Here is a 19,668-nt window from a genome sequence, read left to right on the forward strand (position 1 = left end):
GGCTTGTGTTTGTTCTGTTCGGTCGCTCGCATGCTCGCTCGCTGGTTTGTCGTGTCGCGCGCTATGCGTGCACGGATTGCGAGACCTGGGCGAGGAAGGTGCCGTATTGTTTTTTCTCGGTGAGCGAGCTGAAGTAGTGCGCGCCTTCGATGTACTCGTAGTACTGCGGCAGCACGCCGCTGCGGTCTTCGAGCGCCACGGCCAGCAGATAGTCGCCTGCGTTGAGATGATTGGGCAGCCGGAATTCCGCCACCAGCGGGCCGTTGCCTGCAGCAAAACCCGTGGGGTTCTGGTCCCACGTGGTGGACACGATGAGGTCCGTGCCGCGCAGATCCTTCATCGAAAAGGCCACGCTCATGGTGTTGCGGTCGGCGTGGTCTGGCGGCTCGAACCGTATGCGCACGGTCAGCGGCTCGCCTGCCGTGTAGACCGATGAGCGCTCGCCTTGCTGGTTGAAGATGCCGGCCTCGATGATCGAGCCCACATGGCTGCCCCAATGGTTGATCGGGCGATGCAGCTTCATCGCCTGTTGCGCGTCTGGCGGCTCGGCGGAGTTCTCTTGCGGTATCGATTCTTCGATCTGTTTTGGCGCAGATGTCGGCACTGCCTCGTTGTCTGCTTCGAACAGGAACTGGTTGTACTGCGCGGTCACGGAGAACGCGTCGCCCAGCATGCGCACGTTGCCCTTGTCCAGCCACAGAGCGCGTTCGCACAGGGTTCGCACGGCACCCACGTCATGCGAGACAAAGAGAATCGTGACGCCCTCGGCCTTCATCGCCTTGATGCGGTTGAGGCACTTGGCCTGAAAGCGCGAGTCGCCAACTGCGAGCGCCTCGTCCACGATGAGAATCTGCGGATCGACGTGAATCGCAACGGAAAACGCGAGACGCACGTACATGCCGCTCGAATAGGTCTTCACCGGCTGATCCATGAAATCGCCGATTTCGGCGAAGGCTTCGATGTCGGCAAAGCGCTCGTCGATCTGCGCGCGCGTGAGTCCCAGCACGGCACCGTTCATGTAGACGTTCTCGCGCCCGGTGAAGTCGGCGTTGAAGCCTGCGCCCAGCTCCAGCAACGCAGCGATGCGGCCATTGACCTCGATGGTGCCTTCGGTCGCACGCAGTGTTCCGCACAGAATCTGCAGCAGCGTGGATTTGCCCGAGCCGTTCTGTCCGACGATGGCGCAGGTCTCACCGCGCTTGACCGAGAGGCTCACGTTGTTCAGGGCGCGAAAGTCGTTGAATCCCTTGGTGCGTCCAGGAAAGACGACGTGCTTCAGACGCTCGAGCGGCGAGTGGTAGACCGAGAAGTGCTTGGACAGGCCTTCGATGCGGATGGCGAGTTGCTCAGAGGACATCGGCAAACCCCTCGCGAGCGCGCTGGAACCAGACCAGCGCCAGCCAAGCGAACACCATGCTGGCCAAGGTGAAGAGGCCGATCATGGCGAAGTCGGGCAAGCGTCCGTCGATCATCACGCTGCGTGCCTGTTGAATGACGAAGGTGAGCGGGTTGATGTTCAGTACGGCCTGGAATGCCTTGGGCAGGGAGTCCACGGGATAGAAGATCGGGCTCATGAACATGATGAACGAGGTGAACACCCCGATCAGCTGTCCGATGTCGCGGACATAGACGCCGAGCGAGCTGATGATCCAGCAGACGCCCAGTGTGATGAAAACGAGAGGCAGCATCACCAGCGGCAGAAACACCAAGGTCCATTGGATCTGGTGATGGACGACGGCGGCGAACAGCACCCAGACCAGCAGGCTGATGGCGGTATGGAACAGCGCCGTGCCAATCGTCATCCACGGCAGGATTTCCAGCGGAAACGCGACTTTTTTGACGAGATTGACGTTGTTGTTGATGAGGCTTGGCGAGCGGTTCAGGCATTCCGAGAAGAAGTTGAACACCAGCAGACCCGCAAACAGCACCAGCGAAAACTGTGCGGTGTCGGTGGCGCCTCCCCACTTGGCCTGGAGAAAGACGCCAAACACCATGGTGTAGAGCAGCAGCATCAACAGCGGGTTGAAAAACGCCCAGACGGAGCCGAACAGCGAGCCGCGATACCGGCCGGCGATGTCTCTGGAAATCAGTTGAACCAGCAAGCTGCGGTGCACCCAGAGGTCGGTGAATATTTTGGTGGGCGGGGATTTTTGCCTGAACTCGGTCCCGTTGATGAGAAGTTTGGCGCGGGTCATTGTTCTGAGGGGAGGGCGCGATTTTGCGGCGGCATGGAAACGGGCTGCTCCACAGCCAGCAAGGAGCGCGCGATGATGGGTTCGAATCGCCGCGTCCAGGAGATTTCCTTGCGGAAGGCTTGCAGTTCTTCGTCGGAAAACTGGCCCTGGGTATTTTCATTCCAGAGTTTCTTCCAGTCCGATTTTGCGTCTATGTGAATGACGCCATCCTTTTCGCTGCGATATTGCATCTCGCCGAAATCGGTGGACCATACGGGAATGCCGAAGCAGCGGTATTCGTAGTATTTGATCGGGTCGACTGCTGCGGTCAAATCATCGATGCGAAACGGAATCAGGCCGACAGAAAAATCATGGATGTATTGCATGACTTCGCTGTGGTGGATTTCGCCGATCATTTCGATATTCGGCGGCAGATTGGTGGGGCGTGGAATGAACTCCGGGCCAATCAAACGTACGGTGGTTTGCGGCAAGGCCTTGGCAATCGACACGACCAGTGGCCAGTCGAACCATTTGGCGATGCTGCCAACATATCCGATGCAGCGAGTGGGCGTGCCGTGGCTTGTGTGCGGCAGGTCGGTCGAGAAATAGCCGTTGAGCACGGTGATCGCATCGCCGCGCAGGGACTTCAAATCAGCGCTGAGTGCGGAGGACGAGCAGTAGACATCATCTACTTTGACGCACAAAGCCTGCAGACGCTGACGCATCGAGACTCTGGAGATTCCGCTGTAGAACGCAGGGAAGTTGTCGAGCACATCGATGAACGAGCGCGCATGCGGCACCTTGTCGATGGCCCATTCGGCGAGCTTGCTGGGACGGCCCACGCCGATGACGCAATGCGCCGAGTTTCTTGCAAATGCGAGCAGTCGATCACGCACAGGTCGCCATGCCAGTGCGTGGTTGATGGCGGCACTCATGGGCAGGGGCTCGATGGGAAAGGCCGTTGGCTGCAGCACGTCCACGCCAGCGAACGGTCGTTTAATGGGGGGCTTCTTGCGTTGCACCAGGCGTCTGAAATCCGAGATCACCGGAAAACGCGTGGGGTAGGGGTCCACCCACAGGATGGCATCGAAGCCGTTCTTCGAAAAGGCTTCGGCCATGAAATGAGGGCGCTGCGCGTAGCTGTCGTAAGGAACGGACGAAAAATAGATCAGGCTTCGCCGGTGTTTGGGCGAGGCCTTTCCATCGGACCTTGTATGCAAAGCGCTCATTTCTGATATGGCTGGGGTGTTCTGCTGCGGGTGTCGAGTGTCGGGTCGCTGGTGCTGCTGGTGCTTTTTTGTCACGCCGTCTTGTCGGACGCTGCAAAAGAAGATTCGAGAATGCCGACAATGCGAGCCGCTGCCGTGCCATCGCCATAAGGAGACGCGCCGCGCGCCATGTCTGCATAGGCGGCTGGATCGCTCAGCAGGCGCTGAACTCGCTCGACAATGTGCTGTGTGTTGGTGCCCACCAGCTCGGCCACGCCAAAGGTCACGGCTTCCGGGCGCTCGGTTTCTTCGCGCATGACCAGCACGGGTTTGCCCAGCGCTGGCGCTTCTTCCTGGACGCCGCCCGAGTCGCTCAGGATGATGGTTGCGGCCTCCATGGCCGCGATGAACGACAGGTAGTCCAGCGGCGCGCAGAGTTCCACACGCGGGTGTTTTTCGAATTGGGCGCGCACTACGGAGGACACATTGGGATTGGGGTGCACGGGGAACAGCACTTCCAGTTCCGGATTCTTCTCCAGCAACTCCAGCACGGCATTGCAGATGTGCTGCAGCGGTTCTCCAAAATTCTCGCGCCGATGTGTGGTGACCAGCATCATCTTGCGCCCCGGCTCAATGGGGCGCGCCACTTTGGAGGGGTGTTTGCGTGCGTCGAACAGCGCGTCGATCACGGTGTTGCCGGTGAGGAAAACGCTGTCGGCTGCAAGTCCTTCCTTGAGCAGATTGTCGGCGGAGGATTGTGTGGGGGCGAAGTGCCAGCGTGCGAGTCGGCCCGTCAGAACCCGGTTCATTTCTTCAGGGAACGGGTTCTGCATGTCATGGGTGCGCAAGCCGGCCTCGACATGTCCCACGGGGATGTGATGGTAGAACGACACCAGCGACGCTGCCATCACCGTGGTGGTGTCGCCTTGCACCAGCACGGCGCTCGGTTGGATTTCCTTGAGGCATTCGTCGAGTGCGGTAATCAGCCGTGCGGTCAACTCGGGCAAGGTCTGATTGGGGCGCATCAGGTCCAGATCGTAGTCGGGCTGAATATCGAAAATATCCAGAACCTGATCGAGCATTTCACGATGCTGTGCGGTGGCAATCACCACCGGAGTCAAATGCTTGGAATTGCGCAGGGCCTTGACGAGTGGCGCCATCTTGATGGCTTCGGGCCGGGTTCCCAGAACGACTGCGATTTTTCTCATGCCAATGACTTCCTCGTGTATTGTTTTTCGAACCGTTCGGAGCATTGCGCCATCCATAATCGGATCAGCAAATGCCGTGTGGCGTTCTCCGTGCTCATCCCGAAATAAAAAACACGCTGCTGGATCGGGACGGTGAGCGACTTTACATTTTACTGTCCCGCGCTATTCAGGTTAGTGAATGGGGGTGTCGATCTGCCCATGTTTATACAGTGCGTAACATCTAAAGTGGATGTGGAACAGTCGTTCTGCGTTTTCGCCGTCACGAGCACTTGTCTTTTTTGTCATTCTGTCTTTTGGCTATGGCATAAGTCATTAGACTCGCAGTTGAATGACAGTCAAGAACAAAAAGAAGAAGCCCACCAAGCGCAAAGCGGCGGGCTCATCGATCTCCAGCCTTGTTTCCTCCACTCGTCGCCTCTGCCTCTGGTTGATCGGCTCCAGTGCCATCGCTACCCAGATTTCCAGTTGTGGGTTGATGCCCTGGGTGTTGGAGGAGCTGCGCCACTCATCACTCAACCCTCCGTTCAGGCTGCCGCCGATTGCGTCCACTGGGCCTTCGACGGGCCATGCGCCTCCTGCATCCCCTGTCTCGTCGTCCAACGGGCAGGGCTTGTCGCCGACTCGGTTTGTGAGCTGCCCCGAATTCTTCGCGGGCGGGATTGCTCCGCGCGTGCCGTCGGCACCCAAGTTGCGCGAGCTTTGTTATCACGCGTTTGCGGTGCTGCACAACGGGAGCACGCGCACGCCGGTGTTCGTGGCCGAGCGGCTCAATCGGCAGACAGTGCTGAATGCGCAAGGCGAGGAGCGCACGGATCGTTTCTTTGCCGATGCGCGTCTGCCTCGCAGCGAACGTTCGGAATTGGACGACTACAAAGGCTCGGGCTTTGCGCGCGGGCATATGGCACCGGCTGCCGACATGCCCACGCCCGAGGCGATGGCGCAGAGCTTCAGCCTGGCCAACATGGTGCCGCAGAACTCGGCGCATAACAGCGGGCCGTGGGCCAAGATCGAGAAGGACACGCGCAGCTATGCGCTGCGGGCCAAGGGTGATGTGTATGTGATCACCGGACCGGTGTATGAGTCGCCACGTCGGCAGACCATCGGGCAGGACCGGGTGAGTGTGCCGACGCAGCTTTTCAAGCTGGTCTACGACGCCACCACCAAGCGTGCGTGGGCACATTGGCAGCAGAACTCCGCACAGGGACAGGCCGGGCGGCCCATCAGCTATGGCGAGTTGGAGCAACGCCTTGGCATGGAGCTGCTGCCGGGCGTGGAGATCCGTTAACGCTAGTGCTCAGGCCTTGGCGGCTGCGGCGGCGGACCAAGGCACTTCCTGCAATGGTGCGCCGGTGGCGATGCCGCTTTGCAGATTGTCCAGCACCAATTGCGCCATGGCCTCGCGCGTTTCGTGGGTGCCGCTGGCGACATGCGGGGCCAGCACGATATTGTCCAACGCGAGCAGGCCGGGCAGGGGATGGGGCTCGTTTTCGAACACGTCGAGGCCCGCGCCTGCGATGGTGCCGTTGGTCAGCGCTTCCAGCAGCGCCTGCTCGTCGATCACGCTGCCGCGTGCGATGTTGATGACGAAGCCGTTTTTGCCGAGCGATTGCAGCACCTGCGCGTTGACCAGATGCCTGGTCCCTTCGCCGCCTGCTGCGGCGATCACCAGAAAGTCGCACCATTGCGCGAGCTGGTCCAGCGAGTCCATATACGGATAGGGCGAGCCCGCCACCGCACGGCGGTTGTGATAGGCCACTTCCATGCGAAAGCCCTGCGCGCGTTCGGCGATCTGCGTGCCGATGCGGCCCAGACCCAGAATGCCCAATCGCCTGCCCGACACCTTGGTGCTCACCCCAAAGCGCTCGCCTTGGGACCAGCGAACCGCGCGCACAAAGCGATCTGCGGCACTCAGTTGTCGGGCAGTATCGAGCAGCAGCGCAAACGCCATGTCGGCCACGCAATCGTCGAGCACGCCGGGCGTATAGCCTACGCGAACGCCGCGCGCGACAAGGCTTTGCTCGTCGAGTTTGTCGAAGCCCACGCCAAAGCTGCTCACCATGCGCAGATGGGGCAACGCGTTCACCACATCGGCCTTCAGGCCCATGTTGGCGGAGGTGACGAGGTATTCGAACTGCGCGCCCTGTTCGGCAAGAAATCTGGCGGCATCCGGTTGCTCGCTCAGCACGGTCACGTCATAAAGCTGCGCCAGTTTCACATTGAGCGAAGGCTGGGGCAGCGGGCCGATCTGCAGCACGCGAATGCGCGCGTCGGTAGTGGATTGCGTCGTTGTCATCGCGCCATCATCGCGGATTCATGGCAACGACCACGGAGCACAGACAGGTGCCTGTGCTCCGTGGCAGGTTTTTGTTCTCAAGCGATCAGAAGCTCAGGCAAACCTTGCCAAAATGCTTGCCAGCCTTCTGGTGCTCGAAGGCCGCTGCGATCTGTTCCAGCGGATATTGGCTGTCGATCACCGGCTTCCAGTCGAAGTTGTCGAGCGCGCGAATCATGTCCTGTTGGTCCTGACGGCTGCCGACGATCAGCCCTTGCAGCGTCTGCTGCTTGCGCATCAGTTCGACGGTTGGAATGTCGCCCGCAAAGCCCGTCAGCACGCCGACGAGCGAGATATGGCCGCCCACGCGGCAGGCGCGGATCGATTGGGGCAGGGTGCTCGGGCCGCCGACTTCGACGACGATGTCCACGCCGCGTCCGCCCGTGAGCTTGAGCACTTCGTCGCCCCACTTGGCATTGTCCTTGTAGTTGATGACATGGGACGCGCCCATGGCGAGCAACTGCTTTTCCTTCGCGGTGGACGAGGTCGTCGCGATCACGGTCGCGCCCATCGCGCGGGCCATCTGCAGCGCGAAGATCGACACGCCGCCCGTGCCCAACACCAGCACGGTGTCGCCCGCCTTGATGCTGCCGTTGATCACCAGCATGCGCCATGCGGTGAGACCCGCTGTGGTGAGCGTGGCCGCTTCTTCATGCGTGTAACCCTTGGGGGCGAGCGTGAACGAGGTGGCGGGCGCGTTCACCACTTCGCGCGCAAAGCCGTCGATGCCGTCGCCCGGTACGGTGGCGAAATCGGCAATCGTCGCGCGACCGGCCTGCCAGGTCGGGAAGAAGCACGAGACGACCGCGTCGCCCGCCTTGAACTCGGTGACGCCCGCGCCCACCGCAGTCACCACGCCTGCGCCGTCCGCCATGGGGATCATGCCTTCGCGCTTGCCGATGGGGCTGCTCACCACGCCGAGGTCATGGTAGTTGAGCGAGCTGGCATGCACGCGCACCTGGATTTCGCCCGCCTGCGGCGCGCCGGGTGTGGGCAGATCGACGAGCTTCAGGTGGTCCAGACCACCGGGGCTTTGCAGTTGAATGGCTTTCATGACAGGAGTCCTTTGCTTGGATGATGTATGGGATGACGCAATGGGTGGAAGGAGATTCCATCGTTCGCGTGCATGGGCTTATCTTGCGCGGTAAGCTTCAAAAAACCAAGAACCGACATATTTGTTGGGTAGTATTAAAAATGTAAGTATTGGGGTTCGATATGAAGCGATTGAACAGCAAAAGCGGTTGCTCCGTGGAAGTCACGCTCTCGGTCATGGGCGGCACATGGAAGCCCATCATCCTCTTCAAGCTGATGACGCAAAAGAAGCTGCGCTTCATGGAACTGAGCCGCGAAATCCCGAACGTCACCCAGCGCATGCTCACTCTGCAATTACGCGAGCTGGAGATCGACGGCATCGTTCAACGCACCGTCCACGCGGAGGTGCCGCCGCGTGTGGATTACGAATTGACGGAGCTGGGCATGTCGCTCAAGCCGGTCCTGCTGGCGATGCGGACCTGGGGGATGAAATACGCGGAATTGCAGGAGCAAGGCGAAGCGGCTCTGGCCGTGTGTGATTGATCAGAACACGCCGAGCGCCAAGCCCGAAGCCAGTGATTCGCCCAGCGATCGGCAGGTCTGCAGATCGGCATCGCTGATCTTTTTCTCGGCCTGAATGGCTTCTGGTGTCTGCGCGTGCGTGCAGATGATCAGCGGCTCGGCCACTTCCTTGAGTCGCCAACCCGTGGCGATACGTGCGATCTGCCGTGCGGCGTTGCTGCCGTCGCTGCCCGCGCAGATCAGTGAGAGATAAGGTCGCCCATTAATGCGATCGAGCACAGGGTAGTAGCAGCGGTCGAAAAAATCCTTCATCTGGCCGCTGATGGCCGCGAGGTTTTCGGGCGTGGCGAAGACATAGCCATCGGCTTGCAGCACATCGTCTGGTTGCGCGTCATTCGCATGCAGCAGGCGCACCTGAATCTCGCTTTCCTGCAAGGCACCATCGCGCGCGGCCTCGGCCATCTGGTGGGTGCCGCCGGTCATGGAGTGGTAGACGATGAGCAGGGTTTTGCGGGACATGGTGTAGCAAGCATATCCCGCATTTACATCCCGGATTTTCTGGCTGTGTGCGATCAGGCCGGTGCGACCTCTGAGCGTTCCGCTGACGCAGTCGCTTCAAGCGCCTTGCGCAACGACGAATGGCGGAAGCGGTAGCCGCTTGCCATGGCCTTGGCGGGCACGACGTTCTGGCCGTCGAGCAGCAGTTCCGACATCTCGCCGAGCAAGGTGCGCAGCACGCCTGCAGGCATCTTCATCCACACCGGCATGCGATGGACCGACGCCAAGGTGCGCGCAAACGCAGCCTGCGATGCGATGCCGGGTGCGACCGCATTGAGCGGGCCGTGCAGCACGGGCTCGGACATGGCATGGCAGATCAGGCCAACGAGGTCGTCGAGATGAATCCACGGCATGGCTTGCTCGCCCGATCCGATGATGGCACCCAGACCCAGCCGTGCAGCAAACGCCTGTGGGGGAAGGGCACCGCCGTCCGCACCGAGCACGATGCCGGGGCGCACGCAGACCACGCGGGTGCCGAGGGGTTCGGCGCGTTGTGCTTCGCGTTCGATGGCGGCGCACAGGTCGGATTGGAAGCGGCCGGGGTCGCTTGCGGCGGATTCGTCGATGCGCGCGTTGCCGTGCACCGTGCCGTAGTAGCCCACGGCCGATGCGGCGATCAGCACTTCGGGCTTGCGTTCAAGGCGCTCGATCAACGCCATCAGATCGCGGGTGATGTTCAGGCGGCTTTGCAGCAGCGTCTGGCGGCGACTCTTGGTCCATGGGCCGCCGAGGATGTTGGCACCGGCCAGATGAACGATGGCGTCGATGCGGGTTTCCGATGGAATGTCGTTCAACCGTTCCGTCACCCAGACGCTGTGGCCAAAGCTGGCGCGGGCTTGCAACGGATCGCGGCTCAGCACGATGACGCGGCGACCTTCGCGCTGCAGTTGGCGCACGAGTGCCGATCCCACAAAGCCGGTGCCGCCGGTGACGAGCACGGTCGATGCGCCGATGACTTGCGGTGTGCTGTGCGCGGCTTCGGGCTCGACCGCCTTGCCCATGTGCCATACGGCGATGGCGTTGCGGGCGCTCCAGGTCAGCACGCCGACCGATGCGAGCGTGCAGAACCAGCTCCAGAAGCCGTGGTAGGTGAACACGAGTTCCGTCGGCATCTGCGCGGCAGCCCACAGCATGGGCGCGAGCAGGCCGATCAGCAGACCGTAGCTCACGGTGAGCACGGTGTGCAGCGCGCGCTCGAAAGGCGGCAGCTTGCGACTCTTGTCTTCTTCCAGAAAATCGGCGACGGTGATCACCATCTCGATCATCAGCAGCGCTGCGACCAGCACGGCCCACCAGCCCTGCAGTTGAATCCACGCAAACGCGAAATACAGCACGCCGTAGATGGCCTCGCGCATGGAGTGCAGGCGCAGCTCGTAGCGTGCCGATGCGCGCTGCGGCAGTCGCGCGTGCAGCTCGTGGTGCCAGAGATTGTCGAAGCCGCCCATCATGGTTTGCAGGGCGAGCACGCAGAAGACGAGTGTGGTCATGGTCATTTGGATTTCCTCTTTCTTCAAACTCAAATTCAGATCTGTGGGTCGTTGAACACGCCGCTTTGATGGAAGGTGTGGCCCCAGAGGGGGTGGTGCATGTCCATCGTGAAACGGAACTGGCCGGGGGCCACATCGCGGTGTTCGACGCGGCAGGTGCCGGGCGTGAGCCAGGCGGGAACGGAGAGGCGCAGCTTGCCGATCAGCAGAAAGTAGCCACGGCTGGCGAACACCAGCGCGCCGTCTTCGACCAGCACATCGAGGTGCATGGACAGGCCGCCCGAGGTGCATTCCTCCAGCCCGCCATCGGGGCCCCGGCGCTTGGTGGAGCGCACGCTCTGGTTGCCCAGAATGCGCTCCCACACCACGCCGCCCGCGCCGTCATTGCGCACGTTCACCGTGGCCTTCACCGCATGCTTGCGTGATGCGGCGAGCGGGCTGCCCAGCAGGCTTGCCGCCATGCCGAAGACGCGGCCGATCAGCGATGTGCGCAACTCCATGTCGCCGACGTAGCTCACATCGGCGTGGCCGCTGGCAAAGCGGCGGCGGATCGCGGGCGACAGCGCATTCCATTGGTCCGCAGCCACCAGTGCGGAAATATCCAGAGCGGCATGCACGGTCTGGCCTTCGGGAGCGGTGGTGGAGTGGTTTGGCGTGTTCATGCACTGTGTTGTGCAGCAAGCGTGCCAATTCGCAAGTGGTTGATTTTGTTGGGTTTGTTCTTTTGGGTGTCAACGCCGTATACAGCGTTCTTGCCCGAGGCGTCAACGCCGTTTACAGTGCGAGCCCATGGCTATTCACGTCGCTTTATTTCTGACTTTGCTGGAGACCATTGCGCTCAGCGTGGTGCTGCTGGTCTGGGCCCATCAGGTGCGCGGCGCGCGGCTGCTGGTGGTGTTTCTGGCCGGTGTGGCGACCTGGATCGTCGGCAATGAACTGCCCAACTGGTTCGGCATAGGCACTGCGCCGCTGGCGATGGCGCTGCTGTCCACGCTGCCGCTCACCTCGGCGGCGTTTCTGCATTTCTGTCTGATCTTTTGCCACTCGCCGATTGACCGGCGGTGGATCTACGCGGCTTATATCGGCGCGGGGTTGACCGCGCTGCATGCCTTGCTGCGCTCGCCCGGCAGCTTCGAGCACTTTGCGCCTTTCACCGGCGTGGAATGGGTGGTGGTGCCCAACCATGTGGGCTGGATGACGAGTCTGGTCTGGGCCTGCTTTGCTGCGCTCGGGATTCTGGCGTTGCTGATGGCATTTTTCCATGCGGCATCGGCGCAGCGGCAGCGCCAGATTGCAGCCGTGGCCATCTCGTGCGGCTGGGGGTTGATGGCCATGTCGGGCTATGCGTTTGCGGCGCTCAAGATTCCCGTCTATCCGTGGCAGGTGCTGGCCGCGCCTGCGTATCCGGTGATTCTGGTCTACGGCATTCTGCGCTATCGCGTGTTCGTTGCGAACATCTGGGCACGGCGCGCATTGGCGTCGGCGATTCTGATTGCGCTCGGTGTGCTGGTCGTGCCGCTGGCGGCTGTGCTGCTGCCGTTCGAGTCGCGCTGGGTGGTGGCGATGGCCGTGGCCGCCACCACGCTCGCGCTGCGCGGGCCGGTGTGGAGCTTCGCGTCGCGCCTGGTGTATCCGGGCGGCACCTTGTCTGCCGAAGACTGGCGGCAATGGCGTGTGCAACTGAGTCAGGCCGACACCATGGAGCAGTTGAAAGCCAAGGCCGCTGCCATGCTCTCGCAGCGCATGGGCATGGAGATTCACGTGCAGATGGCGCGTGATGCCAGCGTCGTTCACGCGCAGGAGCAGGGCAGTGAACCGACCTTGATCTGCACGGCAAATGGCGCGGGCGAGTGGCAGACGCAGCTCATCGGATTTGAAGAAGCGCCACCTGGCCAACTGCATCTGGCCGAGCTGTTTGGCACGATTCTGGCCGATGCCGCAGCGAACGTGGAGCGCTCCGAGCACGCCCAACAACGCGAACGCGAGCGGCAGTTGAATGCGCGTCTGGCAGAGCTCGGCTCGCTTGCCACCACTGTGGCGCACGATCTGCGCAACCCGCTCAACATCATCGCCATGGCGGTGGCAATGGCTCCGCAGGATACGCGGCAAGAGGTGGGCGATCAGATCGCGCGCATCTCGCGCCTCACCGAAGATCTGCTCGACTACGCCAAGCCGTGGCAGATTCATGCGGCGGAGACCGACATCGCGGCGCGCATCAAAAGCCTGATTCGCCGCATGCCCGAAGTCGAAATCGGGCCGAGGCTGGAAGGCGCATTCAACGTGACGCTCGACGGTGCGCGTTTCGATCAGGCCATCGTCAATCTGCTGACCAACGCGCGGCAATCGGCTGGCAGCAAACGGGTGCTGGTCGATGCCGAACGACGCGACAACGCCGTGCTGGTGCATGTCTGCGATGACGGCCCCGGCATTCCCGACGATCTGCGCGAGCGCCTGTTTCAGCCGTTTGCATCGCGCAGTCCGGGCGGCACGGGGCTGGGCTTGGCCATCGTCGCGCGCATCATGGCCGCGCATGGTGGCACCGCCGAACTGAGCGAGCGAGCGCCTTGGCGAACCTGCTTCACGCTGACCTTTCCCGCGACCCCGACAACCGACAACAACACCGCACCATGAGCCTCAACGACGCCAACAAGACCTCCGCATCCGGCCACATTCTGCTGGTCGATGACGAGCCCGCGTACCAGCGACTGGGCGCATCGTTTCTGCGTCAGCTCGGCTATCGCGTGTCGGTGGCGGGTGATGTGGACGAGGCGCTGCAGGCCTTTGAAAACGACAGGCCGCAGGTGGTTCTGCTCGATCTCGCGATGCCGCCGAGCATGGACCCCGAAGCGGGCTTGTCGCTGATTCCACGCTTTGCGTCGGCGGTGGTCGTGGTGCTCAGTGGCCACGGTGATCGCGACATCGCGCTGCGTGCGGTGGAACTGGGCGTGTGGGATTTTCTGGTCAAACCCATCGACCCCGAGATGCTGCGCGTGGTCGTCATGCGTGCCATGCACAAGGCGCGGCTCGATGCCGAGGTGCGCGAGTTGCGTTCGGCCAAGAGCGAGCAGCAACCCGATGAAATGGGCCTGATCGGTCAGACCCCTGCCATGCTGCAGTTGCGCGCGATGGTGCGGCGCGTGGGTGCGACGTCGGTGAATCTCATCGTGCTCGGGCCAACCGGAACCGGCAAGGAGCTGGTCGCGCGCGCATTGCACCAATGCAGCCCTCGGCGCGATGGGCCGTTCGGCATCATCCATTGCGGCGCGCTGTCGGCGGAACTGCTGGAAAGCGAGTTGTTTGGTCATCTCAAAGGCAGTTTCACGGGCGCGCATCGCGATCAGGTGGGGCTGGTGGAAACTGCACATGGCGGCACGTTGTTTCTGGATGAAGTGGGCGAGATGCCTGCGCTCATGCAGGTCAAGCTGCTGCGCTTTCTGCAGGAGGGCACCTTCATGCCCGTGGGCGGCAGGCAGGAGAAAAAAGCCGACGTGCGCGTGGTGGCGGCCACGCATCGAGACCTTGAAGCCATGGTGCGCGAAGGCAGTTTTCGCGAAGACCTGTATTACCGTCTGAAGGGCATGGTGCTGCGTACTCCGGCCTTGTCAGAACGCGGTGCGGATGTGCCCTTGCTCGCCGCGCGATTTCTGCATGGCGTGATGCCGAATGCGCGCTTCAGTGCCGATGCGCTGCAATGGCTGCAGACACGCGAGTGGCCCGGCAATGTGCGGCAGTTGAAGGCGGTGGTGGAGTCGGCGGGCGCGTTGATCCTGCCCGAAAGCCATACCGTGGATGCCGATCTGCTGCGCTTTGCGAGCGGTGAAAGTACCGAATTGCCTGAAGCTCCTGCTGCAGAAAAATCCACCATGCAAGGCAGCATGGATGCGGCGATTCAGGAACTGGAAACGCGCATGATCCGCGAGGCCATGGCACAGTCGGGCGGCAACCAGTCCGAAGCTGCGCGCGTGCTGGGCATCTCGCGCGTGGGGCTGATCAAGAAGCTCACGCGTCTCGGTCTCAAGTAGCAGCCATCAGGCCGTTTTCAACCTGCTGCTTTGCAGTCCGAGCAGCACCAGCACGATGGCGACGAGCGGCAACATGCCCGTGTTGATGCCGTTCCAGCCCACGGTGTGCAGCAACTGGCCCGAGCCGAACGATGCAATCGCCACGGTGCCGAACACGAGAAAATCATTGAGCGCCTGCACCTTGGCACGCTCGGCGGGGCGGTAGCACTCGGTGATCAGCGAGGTTGCACCGATGAAGCCGAAGTTCCAGCCCACGCCCAGCAGAATCAGTGCACCCCAGAAGTGGAACAGATCGAGCCCGAGCAGCGCCATCACGCCCGATGCGCCAATCATCAGCAAGCCCAGCGTGGTGATGGCGCGGTTGCCGTAGCGGTTGATCAGCTTGCCCGTGAAAAAGCTCGGCGCGAACATCGACAGCACATGCCATTGAATGCCGAGCGCGGCCTCGCCGATGGTGTGGCCGCAGCCGACCATGGCCATGGGTGCGGCAGTCATCAGAAAGGCCATGAGCCCGTAGCTCACCACACCCGCCGCTGCGGCGACGATGAACTTGGGCGTTTTCACGATCTCCATGAGGGGCCGAGCTTCGCCCGCCACCACCTTGGATTGCGCCTTGGGCAGTCGCAGGCAGGCGAGCAGCGGCAGGGCCAGCAATGCGAGCACGGCCTGTCCGTAGAAGCTGCCGGCGAATGGTGTGCCAGGCAGGGCGTCGCGCGTCCAGATGACGATCTGCGGACCGATGATGCCCGCGATCAAACCGCCGATCATGATGCGCGAGATGGCACGCGCCTGTGCCGCCGAGTCGCCCATCACCGCGTCGGCTGCAGCGAAGCGGTAGCTCTGCACGCAGGCCGCGTAAAAGCCCGAGCAGGCCGTGCCGATGCAGAACAGCACGAAGTCCGACTGCGCGATTCCCTGTGCTGCCACCGCGCCGGAGACCGCGCCCATCAACGCGCCGATCATGTAGGTGAAGCGCCGTCCCATGCGGTGCATGAGCCACGCGGCGGGCAGGGTGCACAGCGCGAGCGCGAGCTGATAAAGGCTGACCGGCAGCGTGGCCGCTGATGGGTTGTTCGACAGTTGCTGCCCCACCAGACCGCCCAGCGAGATGATGATGGGCGGGGACGCGCCGCCCAGAGATTGCGCTGCGATCAGCAAACCGAGGTTGCGACCGTCACTCGAGTGGCTGGTGGTGGATGCGTTCATGTTGTCTCGCTGTTGTCGTGTGAGCCCAGTAGTTGATCGTTGGATCAGCGATGCGGGCTATTTATCAGCGGTAGCTTATATCGATTTGGCGAGACCGTGTTGACGCAATCGTGGAATCCCGTGTTCAGGTCTGACGAACCGAGATTTCCTCGATCTGGTGCTGCTCGCCCTTGCGCAGCACAATGCGCGCGCGGCCGCGTGTGGGGGCGATGTTGTCGAGCAGATTGGGCAGGTTGATCTGCTGCCAGATGCCGCGCGCCACCTGGATCGCCTCGCCCTCGCTCAGGTCCTTGTAGTGGTGAAAGTACGAGCTTTCGCGCTGGAATATCGTGCGCTGCAGCTTCACGAAACGCTGGATGTACCACTTCTCGATCAGTGTCGAATCGGCATCCAGATAGATCGAGAAATCGAAGAAATCGGACGCCACGGCTGCCGCGATGTTCTTGGTCTGCAGCACGTTCAGGCCTTCGAAGATCAGGATGTCGGGCCGGTCGATATGCTCGAATTCATCAGGCACGATGTCGTAGGCCTCGTGCGAATAGACCGGCACTTTGAGTCCGGATTTGCCGGACTTCACCGACGACAGAAAATCCAGCATCGCGGGCAGGTCGTAGCTGTCCGGAAAGCCCTTGCGGCCCATGAGCGCGCGCTCCTGCAACTCGCGCGTGGGGTAGAGAAAACCGTCGGTCGTCACCAGTTCCACGCGGCGGCCCGGCACGGTCTGCGCCAGCACCGCGCGCAGCAGACGCGCAAACGTGCTCTTGCCCACGGCCACGCTGCCCGCCACGCCGATCACATAGGGTGTCGCTCGGGTCGACGAGTCTGTGCCATCAAAACCGCTGTAGACGATGCGGCTCAATTCATGCGCGGCGCGGATGTGCGAGTTGATGAAACGGGTGAGCGGCAGAAAGATTTCTTCCACCTCGATCTGCAGCGCCGGATCGTTCACGCCTCCCAGCATCTCGATGCTGGCCAGCGAGGGCACATGGTCCTCGGGACTTCTGAGCGCGGCCCACTGGCTGCGGTCGAAGATGACATAGGGCGGTTCGAGGCGTGGAGGCGTCACGGCGGCGCGGGGTTCACTGGCATCACTGGCATCAAGGGGTTGTGCCAGAAGCGAAGAATGGAGCGATGACGGAGGATTCAATTGGGCACCTCGGGGAGGTCTGTCTCTTTTTACATGCGCCAGCGCCACGGCACCGCGCGTCGGCCGTATTGTTGCACTGCGGGGCGGCCGTGTGACTCAAAAATGTCAAATCCGGGATTTCACCGCATTCTCTGCGGACTGATGCATTTGTGCTACGCATGGCTTGCGGTAACTCGGTTACTCGCAATACACTCGCGGCCTTCTTTTCGGTTTCATCCATCCACCCTCACCACATAGAGGTGCACCATGTCCCGCCGCACACGTTCCTGCTGAACGACTTCGTCACACGCTGATCCCGGTTTCTCACCCAGGGATCTTTCTTTTCGCGTGTGCGCTGCGGTGTGTGGATTGGCGTGAAAGGCCCGTCGTTGCTTGCAACGGGCGCGCGCCGAGTTGCTTTCCACGGTTTTCTTCAACCTGTTTTTTCCGTACCCGTCCATTCGCTTGGATCGGCGCTGAAAAACGGCGTTGTCGATACCCTCGCTTCATTGCGGCGTTTTCGCAGTCGTTGGCTTTTCCTGTTTCATTTCACAGAAAGCACAACATGACTTCGCATTCATCCATACAACACCTGTCCAACCTGGACATTCTCAAATACCCGCGCACGCCGCATCTGAAAGGCTCGCGTCTGCAGGCAGGTGACGACAACGATTCCGTGCCTTATGAGCACTTGGCGGGTCGTCATATCGTGGTCGAGGAAAAGCTCGACGGTGCCAATTCGGCACTGAGCTTTTCCAATGACGGCGCATTGCTTCTGCAGTCGCGCGGTCACTATCTGCAGATCGACCAGATGGGCGGCAGAGAGCGCCAGTTCAACGCGTTCAAACAATGGGCGAGAGCGCATGAAGCTGCGCTGCTCAAACGGCTCGAAGACCGCTATGTCATGTACGGCGAATGGCTGTATGCCAAGCATTCGGTGTTCTACGACGCTTTGCCGCATTGGTTTGCCGAGTTCGACATCTGGGATCGCAGCCGGGCCTGTTTTCTCGACACGCCCGCACGCCATGCCTTGCTGGCCGATGTGCCGGTGGTGTCGGTGCCCGTGCTCTACAGCGGCACGGCTCCCAAGCGCATGCAGGACCTGCTCGCGCTGATCGCACCATCGCTGGGTCGCAGCAGGCATTGGCGTGCTGCGTTCGAGCAGATCGTGCAGCGTCAGCGGCTCGACATGGAGCTGTGCTGGCGGCAGACCGATCCGTCGGATTGCGCCGAGGGCCTGTACATCAAGGTCGAAGAAAACGGCCAGACAACGGAGCGCTACAAGTTCGTTCGCTCCGACTTTGTCCAGGTGATTCTGAATTCAGGCTCGCACCACAGCGAACGCCCCATCGTGCCCAACGGCTTGCGTGATGGCGTCGACATTTTTGCGGGCAACATAGACAAGACATGGCGTTGAGCGTGCACGCAGCACCCAATGCCCAAGGAGATTCCCATGCGGGACGATGATTGGAAAGACATTCAAACGCTGGTGCCTGACCCGGACAAGTCGGGCACGGATGTGGATTTTGCTGCGTGCCTCGACGCCTTTCCTCAACTGGAAAAGGCCAAGACCACGCCGCAGGACCCCATCTACCACGCCGAAGGCGATGTATGGACGCACACCCAGATGGTGGTGCGCGCACTGCTGGAAGATGCCCATTACGCGCAACTCGATCAGCGCGACCGCGAAACGGTGTTTCTCGCCGCGCTGCTGCACGATGTGGCCAAGTGCTCCACCACGGTGGTGAGCGACGACGGTCGCATCTCGCAGCCTGGTCACTCGCGCAAGGGCGCGGTCGATGTGCGCATTGCGCTGTGGGAGGCCGGTGCGCCGGTGACGCAGCGCGAGGCCATCTGCCGCCTGATCGCGGTGCACCAAGTGCCGTTCTTCGCGTTTGCCGAATCGCGTCGCGGCCATTCGCCCGAGTTCATCGTGCGCGAACTGTCTTGGCAGGTCGATGTGCATCTGCTGTGCATGCTCGCCCGCGCAGACATCGTGGGCCGCATCTGTCCCGACGTGGACGGCGTGCTGCTCAACATCGATCTGGTGCGCGAGCTGGCCGAGGAAGAGGGCTGCCTGCGCACTCCAAGGCAGTTCGCGTCGCCCGAGACGGCTGTGCGCTACTTTCGCGGTGCGCAACTGCACCCGGACTACGCACTGCACGAAGAACCCGGCTCGCAAGTGGTCGTGATGTGCGGCCTGCCCGCCAGCGGCAAGAACACCTGGGTGGCAAGCAATTGCCCCGATTGGCCGGTCGTCTCCTTCGACGACGCCCGCGCCGAACTCGGCCTGCGCCACGGCCAAAACGACGGCGCAGTCGCCCACCGCGCCATCGACAAAGCCAAGGCCCTGCTGCGTGAAAAACGCCGCTTCGTCTGGAACGCCACGCACCTGTCCCAACAAATGCGCGGCAAGACGCTGGACCTGTGCCTGGACTACGGCGCAACCGTCCGACTGGTGCATCTGGAAGCCAGCAGGGCAGAACTGCTCACAAGAAACAGCAAACGCGACACCACGCTCACGAACGCGGCGTTGCTCAGCATGCTGCACAAGTGGGAAGTGCCCACGCCAACCGAAGCCCACAGCCTGGAATTACTGGTGCATCAAACCAAGTAAACCCAAAAAAACCAAACGGCGGGCTGTTGGTATTCAAACAGCAGAACTCAGAAGAGAACGCTGTCCCAGGAATCATCAACCTCAACGCCAAGACAGCCCCTTAGCCGCGACGCGAAGCCGCAGACAGTACTCATGTACGGCAAGGCTTCGCAACAAAGGATAAGGGGCTGTATTGG

At 61.7% G+C, this 19,668-nt stretch carries 17 protein-coding genes; 6 read left to right on the plus strand and 11 right to left on the minus strand.

The genetic code is table 11. The annotated features are described in order from the left end of the window. Window positions 1–61 precede the first annotated feature (61 nt). From G7048_RS21105 to wecB, 4 genes are all read right to left on the minus strand, one after another. Window positions 62–1,357 carry an ABC transporter ATP-binding protein gene (locus G7048_RS21105; protein ID WP_166070019.1) on the minus strand — a complete coding sequence of 432 codons (1,296 nt, stop codon included), beginning with the start codon at window positions 1,355–1,357 and terminating at the stop codon, window positions 62–64. Beyond that, the gene (locus G7048_RS21110; protein WP_240933056.1) at window positions 1,347–2,102 is read right to left on the minus strand and encodes an ABC transporter permease; all 756 of its coding nucleotides are present in this window, start codon (window positions 2,100–2,102) and stop codon (window positions 1,347–1,349) included. Before G7048_RS21110 ends, G7048_RS21105 begins: the two co-directional genes overlap by 11 nt. Before the next feature lie 89 nt (window positions 2,103–2,191). After that, window positions 2,192–3,403 carry a glycosyltransferase family 1 protein gene (locus G7048_RS21115; protein WP_166070021.1) on the minus strand — a complete coding sequence of 404 codons (1,212 nt, stop codon included), beginning with the start codon at window positions 3,401–3,403 and terminating at the stop codon, window positions 2,192–2,194. Between the two features lie 71 nt (window positions 3,404–3,474). Further along, window positions 3,475–4,590 (minus strand): non-hydrolyzing UDP-N-acetylglucosamine 2-epimerase, encoded by a 1,116-nt coding sequence (wecB, locus tag G7048_RS21120; RefSeq protein ID WP_166070022.1) that lies wholly within the window; start codon window positions 4,588–4,590, stop codon window positions 3,475–3,477. Window positions 4,591–4,918: 328 nt separating this feature from the next. Here wecB and G7048_RS21125 point away from each other — a divergent pair, with 328 nt between their 5' ends. Next, window positions 4,919–5,875, plus strand: a complete 957-nt coding sequence (locus G7048_RS21125) for a DNA/RNA non-specific endonuclease (protein WP_166070023.1) — start codon at window positions 4,919–4,921, stop codon at window positions 5,873–5,875. Window positions 5,876–5,884: 9 nt separating this feature from the next. On the opposite strand, the gene G7048_RS21130 is transcribed toward G7048_RS21125, so the two are convergent. Both G7048_RS21130 and G7048_RS21135 read right to left on the minus strand, forming a co-directional pair. Beyond that, a complete protein-coding gene (locus G7048_RS21130; RefSeq protein WP_166070024.1) occupies window positions 5,885–6,883 on the minus strand; it encodes a 2-hydroxyacid dehydrogenase in 999 nt (332 codons plus the stop codon). An 85-nt stretch (window positions 6,884–6,968) separates the two neighbouring features. Beyond that, window positions 6,969–7,976, minus strand: coding sequence for an NAD(P)-dependent alcohol dehydrogenase (locus G7048_RS21135; RefSeq protein ID WP_166070025.1), 1,008 nt, complete (start codon window positions 7,974–7,976; stop codon window positions 6,969–6,971). Between the two features lie 161 nt (window positions 7,977–8,137). Between G7048_RS21135 and G7048_RS21140 the strand changes: the two genes are divergently transcribed. Further along, window positions 8,138–8,497, plus strand: a complete 360-nt coding sequence (locus tag G7048_RS21140) for a helix-turn-helix domain-containing protein (RefSeq protein ID WP_166070026.1) — start codon at window positions 8,138–8,140, stop codon at window positions 8,495–8,497. Here G7048_RS21140 and G7048_RS21145 read toward each other — a convergent pair whose 3' ends face one another. From G7048_RS21145 to G7048_RS21155, 3 genes are read right to left on the minus strand one after another with little or no spacing between them, the layout of a single operon-like run. After that, window positions 8,498–8,995, minus strand: a complete 498-nt coding sequence (locus G7048_RS21145) for a flavodoxin family protein (protein ID WP_166070027.1) — start codon at window positions 8,993–8,995, stop codon at window positions 8,498–8,500. A gap of 53 nt (window positions 8,996–9,048) precedes the next feature. Beyond that, the gene (locus tag G7048_RS21150; RefSeq protein ID WP_240933057.1) at window positions 9,049–10,527 is read right to left on the minus strand and encodes a TIGR01777 family oxidoreductase; all 1,479 of its coding nucleotides are present in this window, start codon (window positions 10,525–10,527) and stop codon (window positions 9,049–9,051) included. A 29-nt stretch (window positions 10,528–10,556) separates the two neighbouring features. Next, on the minus strand, window positions 10,557–11,183 hold the full coding sequence (locus tag G7048_RS21155; protein WP_166070029.1) for a DUF4166 domain-containing protein: 627 nt from the start codon (window positions 11,181–11,183) through the stop codon (window positions 10,557–10,559). Window positions 11,184–11,310: 127 nt separating this feature from the next. Between G7048_RS21155 and G7048_RS21160 the strand changes: the two genes are divergently transcribed. After that, a complete protein-coding gene (locus tag G7048_RS21160) occupies window positions 11,311–13,152 on the plus strand; it encodes a sensor histidine kinase (RefSeq protein WP_166070030.1) in 1,842 nt (613 codons plus the stop codon). Further along, complete coding sequence (locus G7048_RS21165) at window positions 13,149–14,543, plus strand: sigma-54 dependent transcriptional regulator (protein ID WP_166070031.1); 1,395 nt, start codon at window positions 13,149–13,151, stop codon at window positions 14,541–14,543. The genes G7048_RS21160 and G7048_RS21165 overlap by 4 nt, the downstream gene beginning before the upstream one ends. 6 nt (window positions 14,544–14,549) lie before the next feature. Here the strand turns inward: G7048_RS21165 and G7048_RS21170 are convergent, their stop codons facing one another. Both G7048_RS21170 and coaA read right to left on the minus strand, forming a co-directional pair. Continuing rightward, window positions 14,550–15,749, minus strand: a complete 1,200-nt coding sequence (locus G7048_RS21170) for an MFS transporter (RefSeq protein ID WP_166070032.1) — start codon at window positions 15,747–15,749, stop codon at window positions 14,550–14,552. A gap of 124 nt (window positions 15,750–15,873) precedes the next feature. Then, window positions 15,874–16,815, minus strand: coding sequence for a type I pantothenate kinase (coaA, locus tag G7048_RS21175; RefSeq protein WP_205750301.1), 942 nt, complete (start codon window positions 16,813–16,815; stop codon window positions 15,874–15,876). Window positions 16,816–17,440: 625 nt separating this feature from the next. On the opposite strand from coaA, the gene G7048_RS21180 reads away from it, so the two are divergent. Both G7048_RS21180 and G7048_RS21185 read left to right on the plus strand, forming a co-directional pair. After that, window positions 17,441–18,292, plus strand: a complete 852-nt coding sequence (locus tag G7048_RS21180) for an RNA ligase family protein (protein WP_166070033.1) — start codon at window positions 17,441–17,443, stop codon at window positions 18,290–18,292. A 36-nt stretch (window positions 18,293–18,328) separates the two neighbouring features. Further along, window positions 18,329–19,492, plus strand: coding sequence for an AAA family ATPase (locus tag G7048_RS21185; RefSeq protein WP_166070034.1), 1,164 nt, complete (start codon window positions 18,329–18,331; stop codon window positions 19,490–19,492). Window positions 19,493–19,668: the final 176 nt, after the last annotated feature.

It is taken from the genome of Diaphorobacter sp. HDW4B, assembly GCF_011305535.1.
Classification (GTDB): domain Bacteria; phylum Pseudomonadota; class Gammaproteobacteria; order Burkholderiales; family Burkholderiaceae_C; genus Diaphorobacter_A.

Coding starts and splice junctions, on each gene's coding strand:
- G7048_RS21185 (WP_166070034.1), top strand. CDS start 18,329: ATGCGGGACGATGATTGGAAAGACATTCAAACGCTGGTGCCTGACCCG.
- wecB (WP_166070022.1), bottom strand. CDS start 4,590: ATGAGAAAAATCGCAGTCGTTCTGGGAACCCGGCCCGAAGCCATCAAG.
- G7048_RS21125 (WP_166070023.1), top strand. CDS start 4,919: ATGACAGTCAAGAACAAAAAGAAGAAGCCCACCAAGCGCAAAGCGGCG.
- G7048_RS21105 (WP_166070019.1), bottom strand. CDS start 1,357: ATGTCCTCTGAGCAACTCGCCATCCGCATCGAAGGCCTGTCCAAGCAC.
- G7048_RS21115 (WP_166070021.1), bottom strand. CDS start 3,403: ATGAGCGCTTTGCATACAAGGTCCGATGGAAAGGCCTCGCCCAAACAC.
- G7048_RS21150 (WP_240933057.1), bottom strand. CDS start 10,527: ATGACCATGACCACACTCGTCTTCTGCGTGCTCGCCCTGCAAACCATG.
- G7048_RS21145 (WP_166070027.1), bottom strand. CDS start 8,995: ATGTCCCGCAAAACCCTGCTCATCGTCTACCACTCCATGACCGGCGGC.
- G7048_RS21180 (WP_166070033.1), top strand. CDS start 17,441: ATGACTTCGCATTCATCCATACAACACCTGTCCAACCTGGACATTCTC.
- G7048_RS21155 (WP_166070029.1), bottom strand. CDS start 11,183: ATGAACACGCCAAACCACTCCACCACCGCTCCCGAAGGCCAGACCGTG.
- G7048_RS21170 (WP_166070032.1), bottom strand. CDS start 15,749: ATGAACGCATCCACCACCAGCCACTCGAGTGACGGTCGCAACCTCGGT.
- G7048_RS21130 (WP_166070024.1), bottom strand. CDS start 6,883: ATGACAACGACGCAATCCACTACCGACGCGCGCATTCGCGTGCTGCAG.
- G7048_RS21135 (WP_166070025.1), bottom strand. CDS start 7,976: ATGAAAGCCATTCAACTGCAAAGCCCCGGTGGTCTGGACCACCTGAAG.
- G7048_RS21165 (WP_166070031.1), top strand. CDS start 13,149: ATGAGCCTCAACGACGCCAACAAGACCTCCGCATCCGGCCACATTCTG.
- G7048_RS21160 (WP_166070030.1), top strand. CDS start 11,311: ATGGCTATTCACGTCGCTTTATTTCTGACTTTGCTGGAGACCATTGCG.
- G7048_RS21140 (WP_166070026.1), top strand. CDS start 8,138: ATGAAGCGATTGAACAGCAAAAGCGGTTGCTCCGTGGAAGTCACGCTC.